This is a genomic window from Pseudoalteromonas sp. CH_XMU1449-3 (assembly GCF_037027245.1).
Classification (GTDB): Bacteria; Pseudomonadota; Gammaproteobacteria; order Enterobacterales; family Alteromonadaceae; genus Pseudoalteromonas; species Pseudoalteromonas shioyasakiensis.
Genome location: NZ_JAYMDY010000014.1, coordinates 44,528 through 64,082, shown reverse-complemented (window position 1 = coordinate 64,082; position 19,555 = coordinate 44,528). Strand labels below are relative to the sequence as shown.

The following is a 19,555-nucleotide window of genomic DNA, read 5'->3' as shown; positions in this document are numbered from 1 at the left end:
ATTAAGCGTCTCTATATACTTCAGCTAAAATTTTATCAGCACCTTGCTCAAGTAGTTTTTCAGCAAGTGTAATACCTAACTGCTCTGCGTCAGCCACAGGGCCTGTCACTTCATCACGCAGCATTTGGCTGCCATCAATAGCGCCCACTAAACCACGTAAATGCACTTGCTCACCATCAACCAATGCAAATGCACCAATTGGCACTTGGCAACCACCTTCTAAACGGCGATTCATAGCACGCTCGGCATTAACACGAATACGTGTTTCATTATGTTCGAGTGGCGCTAACAGTGCTTTTGTCACTTCATCATCAATACGGCACTCAATACCTACAGCACCTTGACCATTTGCAGGTAATGATACTTCAGGTTCGATAAAGGCAGTGATGCGCTCTGGCATTTCTAAACGGATGAGACCCGCTGCAGCTAGAATGATTGCATCATATTGACCATCATCTAGTTTTGCTAAACGCGTATTAACATTACCGCGTAAATCACGAATGTCTAAATCAGGGCGAGCTTCGCGAATTTGGCATTGGCGGCGTAAGCTTGATGTACCAACAATAGCGCCTTGTGGTAACTCATTTAAGCTTTTGTAGTTGTTTGATACAAACGCATCGCGCGGGTCTTCACGCTCACAAATTGTGTGTAACGCTAGGCCTTCAGGAAACTCAACAGGCACATCTTTCATTGAATGCACCGCGATATCTGCACGACCATCAAGCATGGCTTGCTCAAGCTCTTTTACGAATAAGCCTTTACCACCAATCTTGGCCAGTGGTGTATCAAGGATAATATCGCCTTGTGTCGACATAGGAACCAACTCAACCGTTACGTCGTCGTGGAAGTGCTCTAGTTGAGCTTTTACAAATTCAGCCTGCCATAAAGCAAGTGCACTTTTACGGGTAGCGATACGAACTAGTTTTGTTGTCTGTGTCATGAAAAATCCAATTAATTATCAGGCTGATACTAAATGTTACTCAGCTAAAATTCTAAATTCTTTTTGGGCCAGTAAGTTGCCATCTGCGTCAATAACTTCAACACGCCAATCACCCAGTTGCTCTGGCATAATGTTTTTCGTTGAATAAGTACGAAAACGTGGACTACTTACCGCCAATTCAATCGAAGCAAGCTGTTGATCTTGGTAATACCATTGGTGACGAACAGTTTGCCCTTGCATATTTCTAAGCTCGCTAAAAAAGCTCAGGCTATTGCTTATTTGCGCTAATTTTACATCGTTTTTTAAAACGTTTACTGGTTCTCGATCAACAACATCGGTTGTTAATACCGCGCGGCTCACTTTATCTGTGTCTATTTTAGCGCCAATTGCGACACTGGCAATATGCGCTGACTGCGAAAACTGCTGCTGAGCATCAGGAGCTGCAGCAATCTCTACTTGCTGTTCAGTTTGTGGTGGCTCTTCATCAAGAGTGACAGCTGGTGTTTCAGGTTGTTGCTCATCAACAACCTGCTCACTGTCGATCTCAACCTCTACTGTCGTAACCTCAGGTTCTACAATGTTTGAACTCTCAACCTCTGCTTCAGCAGTTTCTGTGCTATCAGCCTGCGGTGTTTGCTCATTAATTGACAAAGCATCGACTTCTTTTGGCTCTTCTTGCTCAGCGTCATTTAAAGGAGCTTGTAATTCAGCATTTGTAAACTCTGCTTGCGGTTCATCTTGCGGTGATTGCTCAGCATTTACAGCACCAATAAAGCTATACACTAATATAGCCAGCGCAACTAAGATAACACTGCTGACCATAAAGATGCGTCGCCAATGCCATTGATAAGTCACTGCTGTAGGAGTTGAACCTGCCGATTCAACGGCATTCATATTTGCTGTAATTACAAGTTTCTTTGTCATGTTGGCCTCTAAAACCAAAAATTAACTCAAGCGAGCAATTAACCACTCACGGATAGCCATTAACTCTTCACCACAAACTTGGTGCGCCATCGGATAGTCTTGCCAGCTTACTTCCATGTTATTAGCGCTAAGCACGTCAAATGCTTGTCTGCCTGCGCTATGCGGTACCACATCGTCAAATCGACCATGTGCCATAAAAATATTTAACCCCTGCTGCTTGGCTTCATCGGCTAATTTTGCAGGCACACACATATAGGTTGAAAGTGCCATTACACCCGCTAATTTATAATCTAGACGTGGCGCTAAGTGCAGCGATACCACACCCCCTTGCGAAAAACCGGCAAGAATAATTTTGTTAGGAGCGATACCTTTTGCAATTTCTTGATCAATAATTGCAGCCACTTTTGCAGCAGATTCACGCACTCCTTGCTCATCAGCACGCTTATCTAAATCCATTGATTTAATATCGTACCAAGAACGCATTGCCATACCGCCATTTATGGTGACCGGCTGCACTGGCGCATGTGGAAACACAAATCGCACGCCAAGCTCTTTTGGTAGAGCAAGTTGCGGTGCAACTGGAGCAAAACCATCACCCGAATCACCTAAACCATGTAGCCAGATAACCGTTGCTTTGTGGTCGCCTTGCGCTGGGTACTCAACAAACTCTAAACTCATAGTTCAGAACGCCATTCAATTGTTTGACCTGCTTGACGAGTTGCCGCATCACACATAAATTGCCAAAACTCTGCACCTGAGCGGTTATCAATCCACTTATCGTCGCGTAGTTCAAAATGGTGACCATTAAATTTAGTCGCTACCCAAACTTGGTGTAATGGTGCTTGCTTGTTGATCACAATTTTACTGCGATCAGGAAAGATGATTTCTAAAATACCTGACGCTGATTCATAGTCTAAATCGGCATCACATTCATCGATTTGCTCTTCAATAGTTAGCATTAATGCATCGGCTAGTGTGTGGTATTCATGATCAGTCATTTTAGTGTCCTTTAACTGGCTTTAAGCCTAGATCTGGGGGCAGATTGTGTACATCAAGTGTAACAGGAATAAATTCATCCGCGAATAGCTGCATTTTTTAAATATTCTGTTACTCTGCGATTATAAAGCCAGCAACCGTATTAATCTAATGAAAGAGACTCATAGCCAAAAATTAAAAACCATTTTACCTCTAAGCGCCCTTCTACTAACCCTAGCAGGTTGCGGACAAAGTGGTGCTCTTTATCTGCCAGATGATACTAAGCCGCCTGCAAAGTCTCAGCCACAAGCTGATCCATCCGAACAACCAGAGCAAAAACAGGACCAATAGATGGACTTTTTTAACTACAATAATAATCAGCTGTTCGCTGAAGACATCGCTGTCAAAGAGCTTGCCGAACAATATGGTACGCCTTGTTATATCTATTCTCGCAAAACCTTTGAACGTCATTATCTAGCATTTGCAGACGCTGCTAAGTCACATAAGAGCTTGGTGTGCTATGCCGTAAAAGCCAATTCAAATATTGCCGTGCTGAACATTTTAGCGCGACTTGGTTCAGGTTTTGACATTGTCTCAAAAGGTGAACTTGCGCGCGTTATTCAAGCAGGCGGTGACGCTAGTAAGGTTGTGTTTTCTGGCGTTGCAAAAACCGCTGACGAAATTGCCTATGCACTTGAATTGGGGATCAAGTGTTTTAACGTTGAGTCAGTGGCTGAGCTTGAACGAATTTCAAAAGTGGCAACGGATCTTAACTTAGTGGCACCGATTTCGATTCGCGTAAACCCAGATATAGATGCAAAAACGCACCCTTATATCTCAACTGGTTTAAAAGAGAATAAATTTGGTATTGATATTCAAACTGCAGTGACGGTGTATCAACATGCCGCATCTCTGCCCGGTTTAAAAATTACTGGTGTAGATTGCCACATTGGTTCGCAGCTAACGGAAATAAAACCTTTCTTAGCAGCCCTTGAAAAAGTACTGACTCTTATCGAAGAGTTAAAAGCGGTTGGCATCAAGCTAACTCACCTAGATATCGGTGGTGGCCTTGGCGTGCCTTATAATGGCGAAACACCTCCTCACCCAAGCGAGTATGTTGATAAAATTACCGCTCGATTAGCAGACTACCAAAATTTAGAACTTATTTTTGAACCTGGTCGTGCGATTGCAGCCAACGCAGGTATTTTAGTTACTAAAGTTGAGTTTATTAAACAAAACCAAGATAAGTTCTTCGCTATTGTTGATGCAGGCATGAACGATATGTTGCGTCCATCGCTGTATCAGGCTTGGCAAAGTATTGTGCCAGTTGAACCTCGCGCAGATGATACGCCTACTTACAACTACGACATTGTCGGCCCTGTCTGTGAAACCGGCGACTTTTTAGGTAAAGACCGTGAGCTTGCACTTCAAGCTGGTGACCTATTAGCACAACGCAGCGCTGGCGCGTATGGTTTTACCATGAGCTCAAACTACAACTCACGCCCGCGTGTTGCAGAGATTATGGTGGATGGCCAGCAAAGCCATTTAATTCGCCAACGCGAAACCTTAGAAAGCCTTTGGCAAGGTGAGAAAATTTTACCATAAACGTTTTTATAACCGCCCTGCTCTGTGGCATGATTAGCTCAGAGCAAACCCGAATTAGAGCGTTATGTTAGTTAATTTTTCAAAAATGCACGGCCTAGGTAATGACTTTGTCGTTATTGATAACATTACTCAAAATGTTTTTTTATCACGTGATCAAATAAAGAAGCTGGCAGATCGCCATTTCGGCATTGGCTTCGATCAACTGCTTATGGTTGAAGCCCCTTACTCTCCTGATCTCGATTTTCATTATCGTATTTTCAATGCCGATGGTAACGAAGTTGAACAGTGCGGCAACGGTGCGCGTTGTTTCGCTCGCTTTGTACGTATGAAAGGCCTGACCAATAAGCATAAAATCTCGGTTTCAACAAAATCTGGTAACCTCACGCTTTATATAGAGAAAGATGGTCAAGTAACGGTAAATATGGGCCACCCCAATTTTGAACCGAACAAAATCCCATTAAAAGCCAGCAAGCGTGAGCTGACCTATATTCTTCGTACGGAAGAACATACGGTATTTAGTGGCGCAGTATCGATGGGTAACCCGCATTGCGTGTTAGAAGTTGATGACATTCATAGCGCAGAAGTCGCCACCTTAGGCCCACTCCTTGAAAATCATGAACGCTTTCCACAACGCGCAAATGTTGGTTTTATGCAGGTAATTTCGCAAGATCACATTAAACTAAGAGTGTGGGAACGTGGCGTTAGTGAAACCTTAGCCTGTGGTACAGGTGCTTGTGCTGCGGTCGTGGTTGGTCAAATTCAAAGTAAACTTGCTACTACCGTACAAGTTGACTTACCAGGCGGCAGTTTACAAGTACGCTGGCAAGGTGAAGGGCACCCTGTACGAATGACAGGCCCTGCTGAGCATGTTTTTGATGGACAAGTGGCACTATGAGCAAACTAACAGAACAACAAATTGCTGAATATTTAAAAGCACACCCTGATTTTTTTATTAAAAACCCTGATGTACTCGCTGAAGTTGAACTACAACAGCAAACGGCGGGAGCAACGTCTTTGGTGCATATTCAACAGCGCCAATTACGTGAACACAATACGTTATTAAAAAATAAGATTGAGCAGCTCGTTGAACAAGCAAAAGAAAACGAGTTAATTTACCGCTTATTTAGCGACTGTCATCGTCAGTTATGGACTAACTACGACTTTACGACACTGGCTAGCAACTTGCGCAATATTATCTGCACGAACCCATCCATTAACGAATGCCACTTAGTTAAGTACGATACAAAGTTTGATGAATTAATTGCCCACCGCCTGCAAAACGACGGTATTTATTTGGGTCGAGTAAGTCAGCAAGAAAGAGACTTACTGTTTTCAGACACAACTCAATCGACTGCTTTATATTTAATCGGTAACACGAAACACCCTGTGGCTATTTTGGCGTTTGGTAGTGATGACGTAAATCACTTCGAACCGGCAAAAGACAGCTTTTTTGTCCTTGAGTTTGTGCGCTCATTGCAACTGCGCTTATTGGAACTTGCATGAGCGATGTGACGACGCCAGACATTGATGAATTAAGTGATGCTTGGCGAACACCCATCCAACTATTTGCAGACTACTTACGCTACGAAAAACAATACTCAGCGCACACAGTAAACCAATACACTAGCCAGCTAGGCTTCGCAGCTTTGTACTTTAGTAAACTATGTGAAGACTGGTTTGCTGTTCAAGGTGAGCATATTCGCCGTTACAGCATGCAAATGCGAAGTAAACAATTGAGTGGTCGCACAATCAGTTTAAAACTAAGTTGTATTCGCAGTTTATATAAATTCTTAAAAGCCAAAAATATAGCCAGTCAGGCACATTATCACAATCCGGCAGAGGCCATTAAAGGGCCAAAATTTTCCAAGCCTTTACCCAAAAATTTAGACGTAGATCAAATGGCTAAGCTACTAGAACTGCCAGATGATGAGCCTTTAGCTATTCGTGACAAAGCTATGATGGAATTAATGTACTCTTCGGGTCTGCGCATTAGCGAGTTAGTTGGCGCCAACATACAAGATATAAACCCCACTGAAGGCGAAATTTTAGTCCGTGGTAAAGGTAACAAAGAACGTTTATTACCTGTAGGCAGCAAAGCGCTCAGTGCATTAAAAGCATGGCTGAAAATTCGCCCTCAGTTTGCACACCCTGATGAAATAGCCGTGTTTGTTAGCAGCCAAAAAAAGCGAATTTCCGTACGCCAAGTTCGCCTTCGCATGCAAGAATGGGGTATTAAGCAAGGGATCAGCTCGCAAGTGCACCCACATAAATTACGCCACTCGTTTGCTTCACATATCTTAGAATCATCAGGGGATTTGCGCGCCGTACAAGAACTGTTAGGACACAGTAGTTTGTCTGCAACTCAAGTTTATACGCATTTAGATTTTCAGCATTTAGCTAAAGTGTACGATAACACCCATCCACGCGCTAAAAAGCGCTCAACATCAGAGTAACCCCTTGCCATTATGATCCGATTTAACCGTGCCCTATCGCCAGTTTCTGTTTTAAGTTTTGATTTAGACGACACACTTTACAACAACCATCCGATCATAAAGTCAGCCTTGCAAGCACAAGCTGATTACCTCGAAGCGTTAGACCAATGGCCCGCCGATAGTATCAACTACTGGTTAAAATGCCGCGAGTGTGCTTTAAAGCAGGATGCCACTCTAATCGATGATGTGACGCGCTGGCGACAAGCAGCATTACACTATGCCATGACCGATCTGGGTTTTTCAGCAGAGCAAGCTCAGTTGCATGCCGAAAACGCTTATCAGGCATTCGCTGATGCCCGCAGTCAAATAACCGTGTCTGATGAAGTGCTTGAATTACTTGCTAACCTCAGTAAACACTACCGCCTCATCGCCATCACCAATGGTAATGTCGAAGTAGAAAAGTTTAACCTTAATGGTGTGTTTGAGTTAGTTTTACAAGCAGGCCCACACGGAAAAGCAAAGCCGCACAGCGCCTTATTTGATAGCGCAGCCAAAAAATTAGAAGTGCCTCACAAGGAAATTTTGCACATTGGCGATAGCCTAGATACTGATGTCCAAGGTGCCAATAATGCCGGATGCCAAAGCGTTTGGCTAAATAACCAAGCAACGCAATATCGTTATCAAGGATTAGCAGATATTGAAATAAGCAATATCATGGCGCTCAATCATTTGATTAAAAAGTAACGACTTTGAGAAATTTGTTTTATGCTGAGTAAGTAGGCAACGAAGATTTAAAACTGGTGGGCGAAACGGATGAATGCTTTTCTTAAATTAATATTGCTACTTTCTCTTAGTTTAAATGGTTACTTTATTTGGCAGCTTTTTAACCCTGCAAAGCCTATAGAAATAGAAACTGTCGCACCAGCGCCTAAAGTACAAAAAGGCACGGTCTTACCTGCCCACTTCCAGCAAGCAGTTGCACTATTTAGCAATCAGTTATTTGATAAAGCCGTCGCTGAGTACACTCAATTACTTGTGAATGAACCTCGCTATGCAAGGCAGCTAAAGCAAGCTTGGCAACAACAACTTGAGACATGGCTTTCCCATCAAAAATTCACTTTAAGTGAGCAATTTTTAACGGCCTTTTTAAATAGCCACCCTTACGATGTCACCATGCTTGAACTTGAAGCTAAGCGTTTAATCGCACAAGGTGATACCCAACAAGGTATTATCAATTTACTGGCTCTTAGCAACCAGTTAGACAGCAATGATAAGCAACAACTTAACAAACAAATAGACGAGCTAAGCACATCCTATATTGATGAGCTTACTGCAGCACAACAATGGCAAGCCCTACTTAATATTAGTCAACAATGGCTTGATTACGCGCCTGGCAACGCCCATTACTTATATAACCATGCATTAGCTAACTACCATTTAGAAGATTATGTCGCGAGCCAAATAACCCTAGATCAACTACCCGAAGATCATGACTATAAACAACAGGCTGAGCAATTACATAAGTTGATTCAACAAGCCCTCGCAGGTGTTGAAGTTATAGAGTTAACCGCTCGAGGTTCACATTATTTAGTAAACAGTATTATCAACGATGATATTGAAACCGAGCTGATGATCGACACGGGCGCTAGCTTTACTGTAATTAACCAAACATTATTAAACTCGCTTAACACCCCAGCCAATTACCTTGGCACCTTGCAAGTAAACACAGCTAATGGAATTGTTGAAGCACAGCGTTATCAGCTCGAATCATTTCAAGTCGGTCAACAACGTATTCGTAATTTTGAAGTGCTGATAATAGAAAATCATGCTGGCTATGGCTTATTAGGTATGAACTTTTTAGAGAATTTTAAGTTTAATATCAATCAGCAAGTGAATGAGTTAGAGTTGATAAAGAACAATTTTTAAGGACAAGCAATGACTCTTAACGAATTTCTGGCGACATTAGCAAGCTCACCACAGCAAATTGAGTTTACCGATACCATGGCGGTTATAGACAACAATTATGATTTTACCCCAAGCGGTTTTAACAATCATGGCCTGCTAAGCGAAGCAAATGAAAATAACGGTTCGTGTAAAATTTTTGCCTTTGCAAAGCTTAATCAACTAAGCAAACAAAATACCCTAGATTGTTTTGGCGCGTTTTATCGTGATGACGTGTTGCCCAATCCTGAAGGGCAAGACCATATGAACATTCGCACCTTTATGCTTGCCCCTGAAGCGACCCCTTTCTTAGGGATTACTTTTACCGAGCAAGACGTGCTTAAGGCGAAGTGATTAAAACCAATAGTTAAAGGGTTTTTTCCATAAAATAACGGCAGCCGTCGAGTGGGTAGTTTTTCATCTCGTATTTAACTTGGTAGCCGTTTTTTTCGTAAAAGGGTTTGGCTTGGAAATCGAGCGTATCAAGTTGAGCGGTGCTTGCACCAAATGCTTTAGCTTTGCTCTCTAATTCAGCTAACAACCGTGTCGCTAGCCCTTTACCACGAGTCTTATCATCACACCAAAGCCAACTAATAAGCAGCCAATTACCAAATACTTGGCCATGAATACCGGCAACAACACTATTTTGTTTATTAACAAATTTAAAACCTAAAGGAATACGCTCGGCATTAAAATGCTCAGCGTTAAAAGCCACAATATGTTCTCTTAGCTGGTTGTTTAGATCAGCTGAGTCATCACTTTTTAATTGATACATAGTATACCTATAAAATGTTATGACTCAGTATACGCTTATATCGTTAATCAGTATAAGTGGTTCTTGCCATAGGGTACTTCGAGCATGTTACTCGCCAGCTTTTCGGGCTGACCGCACATTTCATCATAAGCACTGGTGTGGCGTAGAACCATGTCACCATAACTTAGGTGATCAAGACGCTTTTGAATATGCAACGGGCTAATATCACGAATAAACTCACCTTGCTCATCAGTAACATAATACTCAACGTTATTAATTACCACAGACACTTGATACAGCGCCATTTCTAATGAATGAAGGATGACCTTTTGCAGTGGTTGGTGATCTGCAAGCTCTGATAACTTGATAGGCATGTGCGTTCCTCTTTGGTGGTGGAACTATTTATACGTGATTTTGATATACTGTGATCAAATTAATTGTACAAAAATCACTCATGCCAGAAAAAGTACGACTTGCTAAATTTATTGCCCATGCGGGTGTTTGCTCTCGAAAGCAAGCATCGCGCTTGATAGATCAAGGTGAGGTAACAGTAAATGGCCGTGCCGCAAATCATATAGATCATGTTGATGAGCACGATGATGTGATTGTACTTGGCGAAAAAATATCAGAAAAAGCGCCACTCACCTACTTTGCTTATCACAAACCCGTTGGTATAGATTGCAAATTAAATGCTGACGACCCAACCAGTCTTATTCATAGTCTACCTAAAACCACTCGGGTTTACCCAATTGGCCGGCTCGACAAAGACTCCCGAGGTTTGTTGATTTTGACCAATGACGGTGAGTTTTGTAATCAACTTATCCACCCTGATTACCACCAACCCAAACGCTATTTAGTCACCGTAGATAAACCTCTTGATAGTGATTTTTGTAAAAAAATGGCAAACGGTGTGCCTGTCGATAAACAAATAACCCTTCCTTGTGAGGTGGCTCAAGTCACCGAAACACAGTTTTGTATCGTCTTAAAACAAGGCTTAAATCGGCAAATACGTAAAATGGCTCGTTTTTGTGGCTACAAAGTCATCGACCTGCACCGCACAGATATCGCAAAATTGTCACTCACCACGCTGAATTTGCCCGAAGGACAGATAGTCAGTATCAAAAAAAGTGACATTCTCTAACAAAAAAGTTTGCATTAATTGATTACGCGTGTAATCTTAACTTAAAGATTACATCTGTAGGCATAAAAATGATTGAACTTTCTAAAGCTGAATTTGAAGTATTAGATGCGGTATGGCTTGGCTACCCAGCCACGGCAAGTGAAGTAATTGCGCGTTTAAGTGACGATAAAGAATGGCACGAAAAAACCATCAAAACGCTACTAAGCCGATTAGTTAAAAAAGGTGCACTTAGCTTCGAGAAACAAGGCCGCCAATATAACTACACTCCTTGCATCGCCCGTGAAGAATACACATTAAAAGAAAGCCAAAGCTTTATTGAACGCTTTTTTAATGGCCGTATTGCGCCACTGGTGAGTGGCTTTGCTAAATCAGAGCAACTCTCGCAACATGATATTGATGAGCTGAAAAAGGTCATTGATGATTGGGAAAAACAGCAAAAATAAGGCTTGTTATGTTAGATGCATTTTTTAATTGGTTGTTAGATCAACAACTTTTGATCTCATCTGCAATAATGTTTTTATTGCTGCTAGAGCGAAAGTTGCTAAGCCAGCTGTCGGCACGCTTGGTTTATACACTGTGGGCGCTTTTACCGATTAGTTTATTGTTAGCGAACCTACCAGAACACTTAAAACCAATTCAAAACGACTTTATCAGTAAGCTGACTATCACGCCAAACACAGCAATAATGCCACAGTTTACGCTCACTTGGTTTGCTATTTATGGCTTTATTAGTGCCGCACTGCTGATCACTGCCGTATATTTTCATTACCGTTTTCTAGCAAAACTGCAATTAGCGCCAATTACGGTTGATCAGCACAGCAACCAAAGCATGCGCTTATACCAAAGCAATCAGGTGAGTTCACCTATGGTTGTAGGGGTTATAAACACCAAGCTAGTGCTGCCTACAAACTATCAAAGCCACTACGATAACCATGCTTTAGCGCTTATTTTAGAGCATGAATCAGTGCACATTAAACGCAAAGATAACCTAATTAATGCCATCGCGTTAAGTGCCACTATTTTGCTGTGGTTTAACCCTGTCGCTTGGCTTGGTTATGCAAGTCTGCGCCGTATTCAAGAGCTTTCATGTGATGAACAGGTACTCAAAAATAAATCAACTGAACAACGAATTCTATACAGTAAGGCATTAGTGAACTGTGCAAGCTTTAGCAGAACAGGCTTAATGGCTTATTCACAATACGGAGATAAAAACACCATGTTACAACGTCTAAATCAAATAAAGCAGATCGACAACAGCTCATTTATTGCAAAAACAGCGTTAGTTATTTTTACAGCGGGCATGCTTAGCAGCTTTGCCATTGCAAAACAGCCGATGTCCGTTGAAAAGACAAAGGACTATCAAGCGGTTATGCGTGTAGAGCCGATATACCCAATTCAAGCTGCAGAGCAAGGTATTAGCGGTTCAGTCGTTTTGAAATACGATATTTTACCAAGCGGCGCCACCAGCAATGTTAGTGTAGTAAGTGCAGAGCCTGAAGGTGTTTTCAATCGAGAAGCGAAAAGAGCCTTAAAACAATGGCAATATGCGCCGTCTGAATCTGGCTTTAAAAACGCCTTAGTACAACTCGATTTCGCCCTAGACGAAAACTATCAAGCAAAGGATTTAATAGAGAAAATTAAAGTTAGCTCTAAGTAAAAGTAACCACTTAAGACCCTAAAGCAAGCGCCTTATTTAAGCCGCTTGCTTTGTGGTTTTTGACTACTAACTCTATCACTAAAGGCAAACAGCAATCATCGCCACAGCACAGACATACCCCACTAGCCAGACTAATGAGCGCAGAATATCTTGGTTTATGTAGTAGAAAATACAATACAACACGCGGGCGATAACATGCATAATCGCTAAGGTTTCTGTCACCTGATAGACATTATTGCTACCTATTACAACTGCCAGCGCGACCGCAAAAATAATCAGTGACTCAAAGCTATTTTGATGTGCAGCCAATGCTCGAGCACCAAAGCCTGTTAGTTTAGCTTGTTGTTCTCGCGGATGTTTATTGTCATAGCCTGACAACTTATTTTGTGCAAAAGCCACAGGTGCTTTAGCTAAATAGGGTATAAGTACTGCGATGAGTGCGCAGATAATCAGTGTGGTCATGATATTTCCTTATCTTTTAATTGTAATAGCTTACCCTAGCGCAAACAAAAAAAAGCCGCTACTTAAAACAGCAGCGGCCAGCAATAGCATCATTGTCACTATAGTCTAAAGCCGGCATAAAAGCCCTGCGGCATATTGTCACAGCTGAGTTTTTCTCAAGTTGGTCGATAAGCTAATGCTCTCATACTTTGGTTTTGTTACTCTAAGCGCCTCTCCTTATTAATTTATTTTCAATATGACTTGGATTTTCTTAACTATTTTTGCGGCATTTATGCAGTCGTGGCGCAATGCACTGCAAAGTAAACTGAGTGCAACAGTGAGCGTTGCAGGGGTAACGCTTGCTCGCTTTATTATTGCCAGCCCGATTGCTGCACTGTATTTATTTGTACTTTATCAATATCAAGACGCCGCACTTCCTGACTTTAATCTGGCTTTTATTGGCTACATTGTTGGCGCCAGTATCGTCCAAATCCTTGCCACCGGTTTGATGGTTAAACTTTTTAAAATGAATAACTTTGCAGTCGGTGCAGGCCTTGCTAAAAGTGAAGCACTGATGGCGGCCATTTTAGGCGTTATGTTCTTTGGCTCAGCGCTGTCGCTACTAGGCTGGATTGGGGTCTTTATTGGTGCAATTGCGGTATTGCTATTAAGTGGCATCGCGAATGTTAAACACTTTAATTTGGGCACCGCACTGCTTGGACTTGCTTGCGGCACTTCTTTTGCTCTCTCTTCATCATGGATCCGTGAAGCAAGTTTAAATTCAGGACTGACTTTCCCACACTCTGCCGCTTGGGTGTTGTTACTGATAATCAGCTTACAAACCCTGATGCTGTGCGTGTATATTGCATTCAAAGAACGCGATACATTTAAGAAAATGTGGCATCACAAAGGCACTACTACCGCTGTTAGTGTTTGTAGCTGTTTAGGTTCAATCGGTTGGTTTAGTGCCATGAGTTTGCAGCATGTTGCTTATGTAAAAACGCTTGGGCAGATAGAAGTATTCTTTACCATTATGGTATCGATTCTTTGGTTAAAACAACCTTTAAAGCGCCAAGACACGGCTGGGCTTGTGTTAATTGCACTGGCAGCCATTCTGGTAATGCTACCAAATTAGTCTTATCCCAAGTCATTAAAAAAGCGGCATTGCCGCTTTTTTAATGACTAATTTTTAGCGTTATTACACCGCTAATTATCAGCAATACTCCGGCAATGCGGCCAAATGTTGCGGCATCACCATAAAATAAAATACCAACTAAGAAAGTGCCCGCGGCTCCTATGCCTGTCCATACCGCATAAGATGTTCCCATCGGAATATCCTTTTGCGCCAACCACAGCATAATACCACTAGCGACCATAAATGCGACGGCAATTGCAATGCCTAACCAGCGACTGTCTGCCTGTTGAGACATTTTAAGGCCAACAGGCCAGCCAATTTCTAACAGACCTGCGACAATTAAATACAACCACGCCATTAGTTATCTCGCTTTTTCAAGATCACGTCATACAAATCTTCGCGGCGGTCTTTTAAGTTTCTAACAGTACCTTCACTGTGAAGGATTTTCAGTTTATCCATATCTAAATCACTGAATAACAGCATTTCGGTATTCGGTGTTGCTTCATTCAAGGTCGCATCATGTGGGAATGAGAAATCAGAAGGAGTAAGCACTGCTGATTGCGAATACTGTACGTCTAAACTCTCAACCTCAGGTAAGTTACCAACCGAGCCTGCAATCACAACATAACATTCATTTTCAATTGCACGTGCTTGCGCACAATGACGAACACGTAAGTAACTATTTTTTGTATCCGTCCAAAATGGCACGAACAAAATATCTAACCCTTGCTTAGCAAGAATACGTGACAGCTCAGGGAACTCTACATCGTAACAAATTTGAATACCGACACGACCCGCATCGGTTTCAAATACAGCAATTTTATCACCGCCTTGGATCACCCAGTCATTTTGCTCGTGGGGCGTAATATGAATTTTGCGCTGCTCATCGATTTTACCGCTACGATGGCATAGGTAGCTGACATTATAAATTTTGTCATCTTCAGCAAGCGGCATGGAGCCTGTGATAATATTGGCATTGTATTCAACCGCCATGCGCGACATTGCATCACGGAAGGTTTCTGTGTATTCGGCCAGATAGCGAATGGCTTCAGTTTGATTGCTTTGCTCGGTGAGGCCCATTAACGGGGCATTGAAAAACTCCGGAAACAGAATAAAGTCACTCTTATAGTCAGACACCGTATCAACAAAGTATTCCACTTGCTTGAGCAGCTCTTCAACAGACTCAACACAGCGCATTTGCCACTGTACGGCACCGACACGGACAATTGATTTGGTCGACTCAAGTACTGTATCAGTCGGCTCAAACATAATGTTATTCCACTCAAGTAAAGTGGCGTAACCAACTGATTCTTGATCTTCAGGAAGGTATTTTTTAAGTAAACGTTTAACTTGGAAATCATTAGATAGCTGAAAGCTTAAAATTGGATCGTACAGCTCTTTGTGGTCAACTTTTTCGATGTACTCCATCGGCGTCATCTCTGCACTGTGATTGTAATAACGCGGAATACGCCCACCCGCTAGAATGGCGCGTAAGTTATACTGACGGCACAGCTCTTTTCGAGCATCGTATAAGCGACGACCCAATCGCATACCTCGGTGAGTTGATGAAATCACCACATCTAAACCATAAAGTGCATCACCTTCAGGATCACTAAATACACGGTCATGGCCATCAACAATATCTTCGTAGGTATGTGGGTTAGAAAAGCGCGCGTAATCTACCTGAACACTCAGTGCGATGCCGACTAAGACACCATCGTCAACAATACCTATTTGCCCTTCCGGAAACTGGTCTATTAGCCTAAAAATAGTATGGCTTGGCCAAGCTCCACCAAGCCCTGGGTACGCTTGATCCATAAGGGTCTTTATTTGTGGGTACTGTTCTTTGGTTAGATTACAAATCTCTAAATGCGTTTTTTCCGCCGGCATAGCTACTCCTTTTTAGGCACGAGAGAATAATCACAGCAAACATTGCTCAGCATGTTTCTAGATTAGCTTTAACTAGAGTGGCATCAAATGCCCACTCTGCCAAGCCCCAAGCTTAACAAACATGATGTGAACAAACGCTTAGCTTCATTCATAAACATCAGTGACATGCGTTTACAAAGCAAAAGCGAGCAATTATAAACCTGCATTGCTCAACTTTTCATCTATAATTAGGCTACTTCCATGTGTATTTGAGGTTGGATTGATCAAACACTTACTAAAACAATCAAAGCAATCTGGCTTAGAAGAGATTGAACACGTTAAATTTCTGATTATTTCTAAAATCGCCTATTTCGCGTTGATTGTTCATGTCTTGCTGATCCCCGTATTTGCTCACATAGGGGCAAATACGCTTGCTTTAGTTAATATCTTGAGTGTGCTTGCTTGGGCAAGCGGCATCTTTTTAATTAAACAAGGGCTGACTTCGCTAGCACTTAGAGTATTTTGCCTTGAAGTAATTATTCATGCGGTAATTGTTTGTGCCACCCTTGGCTTAGGCGCAGGGTTCCAGTTTTACCTATGGACTGTATCTTGTATTTTAATGATCGATTATCAATTAACCTTTAAGCGTGCAGCTTTATATAGCTTAGTGATGATTGCGATATTCGCCCTGCTATATGTATTTTTTTCAGATGTTCAGTACGGCTTTGCTTACCCAGAGTTACTACCACATGTAAATGTAATCAATATTATTATTGCCGGTTTACCTATGGTCTATGGCATGGGTCTAATCAGAGAAATCACTTTGTCACAACGGGTTGAGTTAACAGAAATGGCAGCCCGAGATCCACTCACTAAGCTCTACAACCGCCGTTTTGCAAAAAAATTAATCACTGCTGCACATCAAAAGAGCATAGAGCTTGAGAGCAGTCTTTGTATTGTTATGGCAGACATCGATAAGTTTAAAAGTATTAACGACAATTATGGCCATGAAAAAGGTGATACGGTGCTCGTTAATGTTGCAAGGCTAATTCGCCAATTTATTGATGATGAAGATATAGCGGTACGCTGGGGTGGTGAAGAATTTTTAATTTTATTAACTAATACAGATGCAAAGCAGGCCTTTACAAAAATTGAAACCTTACGTTTAAGAATTGCCGAACTAGAGGCGCATCATGAATTCCCCGATCTCAATGTCACTATGAGTTTTGGGCTTATTGAATGGCAACCGCTCGCTTCAATAGAAAAAATGCTACAACACGCTGATGAAGCGCTGTATAAAAGCAAGCACGCAGGACGCAACCAAACTACCATTGCTAAAGGTCAACGCCCTGCTTTCAAAGATACTGATGCGGTTAATTAACCGCATCGATAGTGATACTGTGGGCAATCTCTTGTGGCAATAATGGCGTTAAACCATTACTAACATAATCGTTAAACCCGGCACGATAAAATTCTGACAATGGATGCCCCGATTGCCCACCCGGAATAGCCATTATCGCTTTATCTAAGTGCCCAGGTTGAACAATAAAGCGCTGTGAAGCACCAAAGCTACGTCCTTGCACCGAAGGCATAAAAGTATCACCAAACCCAGGCTCCGTAGGCATATTCAATAAGCTTTTCAGTGCAGGTATTTGCTTGGCAAATGGGTGCTCAATCACTAATTCGTTAACCTTGCCCCACTCCCAGCTATGCGGGTTGTTACCGTATTGATCGGTTAGTTTAGTGATAACGCGGTCAAAGGCTCCTATCATTTGTTGTTGCCAGTTTGCATACTCAGGGTTTAACCATGCCTGAGGCTGCGCTTCGATAAGTTGCCAAACAGCAGGTTCTAAGTCTCGTTTTACTGGTTTTAAGCTACTATCGAGAGCTTTTAGCTTATTCTCTAACGGGCTAAATAAGCCGTTAATCACTTCACTGCGGTAGCGCTTTACTAAGGTGTAGCCAATTGAGTCGCTACAAGCACACGCCTGCCAATTATTTAGCTCTTTTAAATACAGCGCGTATTTATCGCCTGCGTTGCTAAGCTGTTTGACCAGCAGTTTATGCCAAGCCGTTAAGAAACGCGCTTCGTTATCATGTTGTAAGTCATAAAAATCTTGTTCGTTGAACTGTTGTTTTTCAAATAAGCGGTCGCGAATTTGTGCCGAGCGAGCCCCCATTGCATAACCACCATTACCAAAGCGCTGGTCATCCTCTGCGGAAACAACTCGTGAGTTGCCCGTCCATAAACGGCCACTTTCTGGGTTTTTAACAAATGGACGCTGGGTTTCGTTTTCGTGCCACTGTGCAGGATACGCTTGCTCAGCCACAGATAATTGATGGGGCTCTTTACGGGCAGGCACGGCTCCCATATTCTTCCAAGCTGCATTACCTTTATCATCAACAACCATCAGATTTTGTACAGGAATACCCACCTCAGCAGCAAGCGCTAGTGCATCATCAACCGTGTTTGCTTGCTCAAGCTTAAGTAACTCCATATCAACCGCATACTCATGGTGGGCAACCCAACTTAGCGCATAAGATTTGCCATTAATTTCTTTAACTGGGCCATACTCGCTCATGGTTAAAGCGTAATTTTCGCTGTTACCGTCATTGAGTAAAATAGGTTCATCTATCTGCCAGGTTTTCTCTTTGCTCTCAAGGGCTATCCAATCGGCTGTATCTAAATAACCATTGGTGAATCCCCAAGCTATTTTATTATTGGTACCAACAACAATGGCAGGAGCCCCTGGTAATGACACACCGGTGATTTGTTGCATTTCGCCATTGAGAGGGTAATTAAGCTGGGCACGGTACCAAATGATTGGCACAGCAAACGATAAATGCATATCGTCAGACAGCATTGCAGCACCTGTTTCAGTTAACTGCCCAGTAACCGCCCAGTTATTACTGCCAAGTTCCTTTCGGTCTGCAATGTCAGTCATAGCCCATTGAGGGTCTTTGAGATTAGGAATACTGCCGTCATAAGGTGCTAATTGGCTGTTGTCGAGTGCCGCTTGATAAAGGCTAGGCTGAGTAATAAAGTCAACCATCGCCTTACCATATAAATCTTCGATTTCGATCAGTGTTTTGTCGCGCTCAAAGGTGGCTGTTTGTAAATCTAAATACATACTAAAAATGATTAGTAAGCTGTCTTCGCTTTGCCAAGGTTTTGCTTCAGCGCCTGTGAGTAAATATTCAAAGCTATCGAAACCCACTTGCGCATGGCCTTCATTAACCCCATTCGCGTAGGCTTTTAATAGCGCTTTATCTTTAGCAGGTAACTGCTCGACAGCAATCTGACTGCGTTTACGTAACTGATGAAAGCGCATTTTTTTATCAAGCCCAACGGCAGCTTTACCAAATAACTCACTAAGCTCACCTGCAGCATTACGGCGCAGTAAATCCATTTGAAAGAATCGGTCCTGACCATGAGCAAAACCAAGCGCATAGGCTGCATCTAATCGGTTTTCGGCATGAATAACAGCCTGTCCTAAGGTATCTCGCTCAATCTTAACTGATTGCGAAATAGCGTCGCTTTTACCGCGACCATCAAGTGCCGGTAAACTTAAGTTTAATACGCCATAAACAAGCCCCGTTGCGAGTAACACCACAACGAACAAACCTATTAGTAACCATTTGATTATCTTAAACATGCCAATTATCCTTGCGCTAAAGTAACACTATATTAACCTGAGTTTTGTGAAAGAATAGTGTTGCGATACAAATAATTGAAATTAG

Annotated in this window: 23 protein-coding genes; 13 read left to right on the top strand and 10 right to left on the bottom strand. The window is 42.3% G+C overall.

The window, feature by feature from the left end; all coding sequences use genetic code 11:
• Position 1: 1 nt before the first annotated feature.
• From hemC to cyaY, 4 genes are read right to left on the bottom strand one after another with little or no spacing between them, the layout of a single operon-like run.
• Positions 2-940 carry a hydroxymethylbilane synthase gene (gene hemC / locus WA256_RS16435; protein WP_335992635.1) on the bottom strand — a complete coding sequence of 313 codons (939 nt, stop codon included), beginning with the start codon at positions 938-940 and terminating at the stop codon, positions 2-4.
• Between the two features lie 36 nt (positions 941-976).
• Entirely contained in the window at positions 977-1,864 is an 888-nt protein-coding gene (locus WA256_RS16430) for a DUF2914 domain-containing protein (protein ID WP_335992634.1), read from the bottom strand.
• A 21-nt stretch (positions 1,865-1,885) separates the two neighbouring features.
• Entirely contained in the window at positions 1,886-2,542 is a 657-nt protein-coding gene (locus WA256_RS16425; protein ID WP_304637546.1) for an alpha/beta hydrolase, read from the bottom strand.
• Positions 2,539-2,862, bottom strand: a complete 324-nt coding sequence (cyaY, locus tag WA256_RS16420) for an iron donor protein CyaY (RefSeq protein WP_054554661.1) — start codon at positions 2,860-2,862, stop codon at positions 2,539-2,541. The genes WA256_RS16425 and cyaY overlap by 4 nt, the downstream gene beginning before the upstream one ends.
• Before the next feature lie 148 nt (positions 2,863-3,010).
• On the opposite strand from cyaY, the gene lptM reads away from it, so the two are divergent.
• The 8 genes from lptM to WA256_RS16380 all read left to right on the top strand — a co-directional run bounded on the left by lptM (position 3,011) and on the right by WA256_RS16380 (position 9,171).
• Positions 3,011-3,190, top strand: a complete 180-nt coding sequence (lptM, locus tag WA256_RS16415) for an LPS translocon maturation chaperone LptM (protein WP_054554660.1) — start codon at positions 3,011-3,013, stop codon at positions 3,188-3,190.
• Positions 3,191-4,444: a diaminopimelate decarboxylase gene (lysA, locus tag WA256_RS16410; protein WP_335992633.1), complete on the top strand. Its 1,254-nt coding sequence runs from the start codon at positions 3,191-3,193 to the stop codon at positions 4,442-4,444.
• A 64-nt stretch (positions 4,445-4,508) separates the two neighbouring features.
• A complete protein-coding gene (gene dapF, locus WA256_RS16405; RefSeq protein WP_054563683.1) occupies positions 4,509-5,339 on the top strand; it encodes a diaminopimelate epimerase in 831 nt (276 codons plus the stop codon).
• Entirely contained in the window at positions 5,336-5,947 is a 612-nt protein-coding gene (locus WA256_RS16400; protein WP_062566242.1) for a DUF484 family protein, read from the top strand. The genes dapF and WA256_RS16400 overlap by 4 nt, the downstream gene beginning before the upstream one ends.
• Complete coding sequence (locus WA256_RS16395; RefSeq protein ID WP_062566243.1) at positions 5,944-6,897, top strand: tyrosine recombinase XerC; 954 nt, start codon at positions 5,944-5,946, stop codon at positions 6,895-6,897. Before WA256_RS16400 ends, WA256_RS16395 begins: the two co-directional genes overlap by 4 nt.
• Positions 6,898-6,909: 12 nt before the next feature.
• Entirely contained in the window at positions 6,910-7,620 is a 711-nt protein-coding gene (locus WA256_RS16390) for an HAD-IA family hydrolase (protein ID WP_335992632.1), read from the top strand.
• Positions 7,621-7,689: 69 nt separating this feature from the next.
• A complete protein-coding gene (locus WA256_RS16385; RefSeq protein ID WP_335992631.1) occupies positions 7,690-8,802 on the top strand; it encodes a retropepsin-like aspartic protease in 1,113 nt (370 codons plus the stop codon).
• 9 nt (positions 8,803-8,811) lie between these two features.
• Positions 8,812-9,171 carry a HopJ type III effector protein gene (locus WA256_RS16380; protein ID WP_332393200.1) on the top strand — a complete coding sequence of 120 codons (360 nt, stop codon included), beginning with the start codon at positions 8,812-8,814 and terminating at the stop codon, positions 9,169-9,171.
• A 13-nt stretch (positions 9,172-9,184) separates the two neighbouring features.
• Here WA256_RS16380 and WA256_RS16375 read toward each other — a convergent pair whose 3' ends face one another.
• Together WA256_RS16375 and WA256_RS16370 are read right to left on the bottom strand one after the other, a co-directional pair.
• Positions 9,185-9,592: a GNAT family N-acetyltransferase gene (locus WA256_RS16375; RefSeq protein ID WP_335992630.1), complete on the bottom strand. Its 408-nt coding sequence runs from the start codon at positions 9,590-9,592 to the stop codon at positions 9,185-9,187.
• Between the two features lie 47 nt (positions 9,593-9,639).
• Positions 9,640-9,945, bottom strand: coding sequence for a DUF6482 family protein (locus WA256_RS16370; protein ID WP_062566248.1), 306 nt, complete (start codon positions 9,943-9,945; stop codon positions 9,640-9,642).
• Positions 9,946-10,025: 80 nt separating this feature from the next.
• Between WA256_RS16370 and WA256_RS16365 the strand changes: the two genes are divergently transcribed.
• The 3 genes from WA256_RS16365 (at position 10,026) to WA256_RS16355 (ending at position 12,369) form a co-directional block, all read left to right on the top strand.
• The gene (locus WA256_RS16365) at positions 10,026-10,712 is read left to right on the top strand and encodes a pseudouridine synthase (protein WP_269408432.1); all 687 of its coding nucleotides are present in this window, start codon (positions 10,026-10,028) and stop codon (positions 10,710-10,712) included.
• A gap of 68 nt (positions 10,713-10,780) precedes the next feature.
• Positions 10,781-11,155, top strand: coding sequence for a BlaI/MecI/CopY family transcriptional regulator (locus WA256_RS16360; protein ID WP_054554650.1), 375 nt, complete (start codon positions 10,781-10,783; stop codon positions 11,153-11,155).
• Positions 11,156-11,163: 8 nt separating this feature from the next.
• On the top strand, positions 11,164-12,369 hold the full coding sequence (locus tag WA256_RS16355; protein WP_335992629.1) for a M56 family metallopeptidase: 1,206 nt from the start codon (positions 11,164-11,166) through the stop codon (positions 12,367-12,369).
• Positions 12,370-12,447: 78 nt separating this feature from the next.
• On the opposite strand, the gene WA256_RS16350 is transcribed toward WA256_RS16355, so the two are convergent.
• Complete coding sequence (locus WA256_RS16350) at positions 12,448-12,831, bottom strand: MAPEG family protein (protein WP_063700644.1); 384 nt, start codon at positions 12,829-12,831, stop codon at positions 12,448-12,450.
• A gap of 235 nt (positions 12,832-13,066) precedes the next feature.
• On the opposite strand from WA256_RS16350, the gene WA256_RS16345 reads away from it, so the two are divergent.
• Positions 13,067-13,945: a DMT family transporter gene (locus WA256_RS16345; RefSeq protein ID WP_082710959.1), complete on the top strand. Its 879-nt coding sequence runs from the start codon at positions 13,067-13,069 to the stop codon at positions 13,943-13,945.
• Positions 13,946-13,985: 40 nt separating this feature from the next.
• Here WA256_RS16345 and WA256_RS16340 read toward each other — a convergent pair whose 3' ends face one another.
• Positions 13,986-14,303 (bottom strand): DMT family transporter, encoded by a 318-nt coding sequence (locus tag WA256_RS16340; protein ID WP_304637075.1) that lies wholly within the window; start codon positions 14,301-14,303, stop codon positions 13,986-13,988.
• Positions 14,303-15,835 (bottom strand): carbon-nitrogen hydrolase family protein, encoded by a 1,533-nt coding sequence (locus WA256_RS16335; RefSeq protein ID WP_058585386.1) that lies wholly within the window; start codon positions 15,833-15,835, stop codon positions 14,303-14,305. The genes WA256_RS16340 and WA256_RS16335 overlap by 1 nt, the downstream gene beginning before the upstream one ends.
• Before the next feature lie 259 nt (positions 15,836-16,094).
• On the opposite strand from WA256_RS16335, the gene WA256_RS16330 reads away from it, so the two are divergent.
• Positions 16,095-17,195: a GGDEF domain-containing protein gene (locus WA256_RS16330; protein ID WP_240701471.1), complete on the top strand. Its 1,101-nt coding sequence runs from the start codon at positions 16,095-16,097 to the stop codon at positions 17,193-17,195.
• On the opposite strand, the gene WA256_RS16325 is transcribed toward WA256_RS16330, so the two are convergent.
• Positions 17,188-19,470: a penicillin acylase family protein gene (locus tag WA256_RS16325; RefSeq protein ID WP_332393195.1), complete on the bottom strand. Its 2,283-nt coding sequence runs from the start codon at positions 19,468-19,470 to the stop codon at positions 17,188-17,190. The genes WA256_RS16330 and WA256_RS16325 overlap by 8 nt on opposite strands.
• Positions 19,471-19,555 lie beyond the last annotated feature (85 nt).